Here is a 2,928-nt window from a genome sequence, read left to right on the forward strand (position 1 = left end):
GCATCCGGTGCCGACCACGCCCTTCGATCCGCGCTGGGGCCTGTCCACCCTGGTGCTGGGTCCCGGCAGCATCATCGACGCGGTCGATGCCGAGGGCCGGCGGGTCGCCGTCGCCGCGGTGGTCGACGCCACCACCAACGGCCGCAACGCCGCCATCCTGGTGCCGCTGTGCCTCCTGCCCGGCTGCGACGGCGACGCGCTGGCCGCCCTGCTGCTGGACGAGGCCGAGGCGATCACCGCCGCCGGGCCGCGGCGCAGCCTGGAGGTCGGCACCGAGGATGTATTCGAGGGCCGCGCGGCCGAGCTGCTGGCCCGCGGCTATCGCGAGGCCTACCGGATGCATGTGATGCGCCGGCCGCTCGACGCGCCCCCGCCGCCGGTACCGCCCTTGCCGGAGGGGCTGCGCTGGTCGCCGCCGACCGAGGCGACGATGCGCAGCCAGCACGAGGCGGTCTGCCGGGCCATGATGCCGGTCCCCGGCGCCAGCATCCCGGATTTCGACAGTTTCGCCGCCCGCGCCCGGGCGATGCCGGAGCATCACGGGCTGATCCTGCGCGGCGATGCCGTGGCCGGTTTCCTGCGGGTGCACCCGCCCCCAGGCCCCGGCGGCGAGGGCGACGTCGCGCTGATCGGCCGCCATCCGGAGCATCGCGGCGGCGGGCTGGGCGACATTCTGGTCGCCGAGAGCCTGCGCCGCCTGCACGCGGCCGGGGCCGGCGTCGCGGTGCTGGAGGTGGCGGCGCTGAACGACGCCGCCCTGGCCCTCTACCGCCGCCACGGCTTCGCCGTCACCGAGACCATCCCGGTCTATGCGAAGGATGTGCCGGCGGGGTAGCTCGTCTTGCAAACCAACACCGTCATTGCGAGCGCAGCGAAGCAATCCAGGGGCCGGTGCGCACCGGCCCCTGGATTGCTTCGTCGGCTTCGCCTCCTCGCAATGACGTGAAGATGGCGTGCCGTTCTCGACGGGTTGGCGGAGGATGGCGACAATGCCGCGAACCCAGCCGGAGTCGCCGTGATGAGCTTCGCCCTGTGGATGGTCCTGGCGGCCATCCTGCTGCCCTATGTGACCATCATGCCGGCCAAGGTGACGTCGCGGATCGACAATCACGCCCCCCGCCTGGCCATGGAGCGGATGACCGGCTGGCAGCAGCGGCTGGACTGGGCCCACCGCAACCATTTCGAGACGTTCCCAGCTTTTGCCGCGGCGGTGATCATCGCCCAGATGCGCGGCGCGCCGCAGGGTTGGGCCGACATCCTGGCCGGCCTGTTCGTGCTGATCCGCCTGGCCTACACGGCCGCCTATGCCGCCGACCGGCCAAGCCTGCGCTCGAACCTCTGGTCGCTCGGCTTCCTCTGCGTGCTCGGCCTGTTCGCGTTGGCGGCTACTGCCGGCCCGGCGGCAGCGCCGGCGGGATGATCTTCATCTCCGGCAGCGGCAGCGGCGAGGCGTCCGGCACGTTCTCATCCACCTCCTGCTGCGCCGCGGTGGCGGCCGGCGAGGTGTCGGTGCAGCTGACCACCCAGACGTCGTAGACCGGGTGGTCGAGCGCCGAGACGCCGGGCGAGGAGGCGAACATCCAGCCGCTGAACACCGTGGCGGCCGGCTTGCTGGGCGGGGTGTCGGTGATCTCGAGGAAGGCCGCGCTCTCCGGCGGATCCTCCGGCGGCGCCTTGCGGCAGGCGCGGACGGTGATGCCGAGCGTGCCGAACTGCACCGTCTCTCCGACCTTGGCCTCGAGTGGCTGGGTACGCGCCGTGATCTTGTCCAGGCCGCGCAGTTCGGCGATCGGCTGGTCGATCGTGGCCGCGGCCTGCGCCGCGCCCGGAACGGATGCGGCGGCCAGCACCGCCAGCGCGGAAAGCACGAGAAGGCTGCGCATGGTCCGGATCAATTCCCCAACATGCCGCCGGTCGGCTTGCCCTGCGGCGCCTGGCCAGGCTGGCCCCACGCGCCGGAGCCGCCGCCCCCGGTCCCACCGGCGCTGCCCTTGTCGCCGAGCTGGCCGATGCTGAAGATCACCTGGCCCAGCAGCTGTTCCAGGCTCGGATTCGACTGGGTGTATTCGATGGTGTCGCCGTCCTTCAGCCAGCCGCTCGGGTCGTCCGGCCGCCCGCCGGGGCTGAGCGAGAGGCTGCGGCCGCCGAGCAGGCCGTCGCTGCTGATCGCGGCGGCGGTGTCCTGCGACAGCTTCACCGCCGGGTCGATCGACAGCTGGACATCGGCCAGATAGCTCTCCGGGTTCAGCGTCACGCTGGTGACGGTGCCGACCTTGACGCCGCCGATCCGCACATCGGTGCCGGCGTTCACGCCGTCGGCCTGGTTGAACTGGGCCTTGAGCGTGTAGCCCGAGGCCGAGCCGAGATTGGCGCTGGTATAGGCGAATCCCAGGAAGAGCAGGGCAACGGCCAGCACGACCGCGCCCATCACCGTCTCGATAACATTCCTGTGCATCGGCGTTCCTCAGACCGTCCCGGTCACGCCGGCGTCCAGGGCTCGTAGTCGCCGGTCGCCTTGGCGCGATGGCTGCCGCGCAGCGGGTGGCCGGGCGGCAGATAGGCATGGCCGGTGCCGGTCGGGTTGGCCTCGGGCGGCTGCTGCCAGGGCCGGCGGAACGGGCTGGTATCGCCCGGCGGCTCCTGGAAGGTGTGGTGCAGCCAGCCATGCCACTCCGGCGGCACGCGCGACGCCTCGGACTCGCCGCCGTTGAACACAACCCAGCGCTTCTCGCGGCCGCCGGCCGCGACCTTGCGGCTGCGGTAATAGCGGTTGCCGTGGGCGTCCTGGCCGACCAGCTGGCCACGCCGCCAGGTGACGAAGCGGAGATAGGCGCGGAGCCCGAATTCGGTCAGATCGAAGGCCATGGAATCCCAAGGACATGCCGAGTGACGGCCCCCGGCCGCCGAACGGCGCGGACTATGGCATCG

Annotated in this window: 5 protein-coding genes; 2 read left to right on the plus strand and 3 right to left on the minus strand. The window is 71.9% G+C overall.

Annotation, left to right across the window (positions count from 1 at the left end):
• Window positions 1-835 (plus strand): GNAT family N-acetyltransferase (locus P409_RS41015; RefSeq protein ID WP_152613638.1); only part of this gene is annotated, 835 nt, incomplete at its 5' end.
• 183 nt (window positions 836-1,018) lie between these two features.
• A complete protein-coding gene (locus tag P409_RS30800; protein ID WP_034847444.1) occupies window positions 1,019-1,420 on the plus strand; it encodes an MAPEG family protein in 402 nt (133 codons plus the stop codon).
• On the opposite strand, the gene P409_RS30805 is transcribed toward P409_RS30800, so the two are convergent.
• From P409_RS30805 to P409_RS30815, 3 genes are read right to left on the minus strand one after another with little or no spacing between them, the layout of a single operon-like run.
• Complete coding sequence (locus P409_RS30805) at window positions 1,386-1,883, minus strand: DUF2155 domain-containing protein (RefSeq protein WP_081991976.1); 498 nt, start codon at window positions 1,881-1,883, stop codon at window positions 1,386-1,388. The two genes, P409_RS30800 and P409_RS30805, sit on opposite strands and share 35 nt — an antisense overlap.
• Before the next feature lie 8 nt (window positions 1,884-1,891).
• A complete protein-coding gene (gene mlaD, locus P409_RS30810) occupies window positions 1,892-2,455 on the minus strand; it encodes an outer membrane lipid asymmetry maintenance protein MlaD (protein WP_034847447.1) in 564 nt (187 codons plus the stop codon).
• 23 nt (window positions 2,456-2,478) lie between these two features.
• On the minus strand, window positions 2,479-2,865 hold the full coding sequence (locus tag P409_RS30815) for an NADH:ubiquinone oxidoreductase subunit NDUFA12 (protein WP_034847449.1): 387 nt from the start codon (window positions 2,863-2,865) through the stop codon (window positions 2,479-2,481).
• Between the last annotated feature and the right edge of the window lie 63 nt (window positions 2,866-2,928).

Source organism: Inquilinus limosus MP06 (assembly GCF_000767795.1).
Classification (GTDB): Bacteria; Pseudomonadota; Alphaproteobacteria; order DSM-16000; family Inquilinaceae; genus Inquilinus; species Inquilinus limosus_E.

What these genes read in the sequence shown, in the direction of transcription:
- P409_RS30815 (WP_034847449.1), bottom strand. Translation starts at nt 2,865, where the DNA reads ATGGCCTTCGATCTGACCGAATTCGGGCTCCGCGCCTATCTCCGCTTC.
- P409_RS30800 (WP_034847444.1), top strand. Translation starts at nt 1,019, where the DNA reads ATGAGCTTCGCCCTGTGGATGGTCCTGGCGGCCATCCTGCTGCCCTAT.
- mlaD (WP_034847447.1), bottom strand. Translation starts at nt 2,455, where the DNA reads ATGCACAGGAATGTTATCGAGACGGTGATGGGCGCGGTCGTGCTGGCC.
- P409_RS30805 (WP_081991976.1), bottom strand. Translation starts at nt 1,883, where the DNA reads ATGCGCAGCCTTCTCGTGCTTTCCGCGCTGGCGGTGCTGGCCGCCGCA.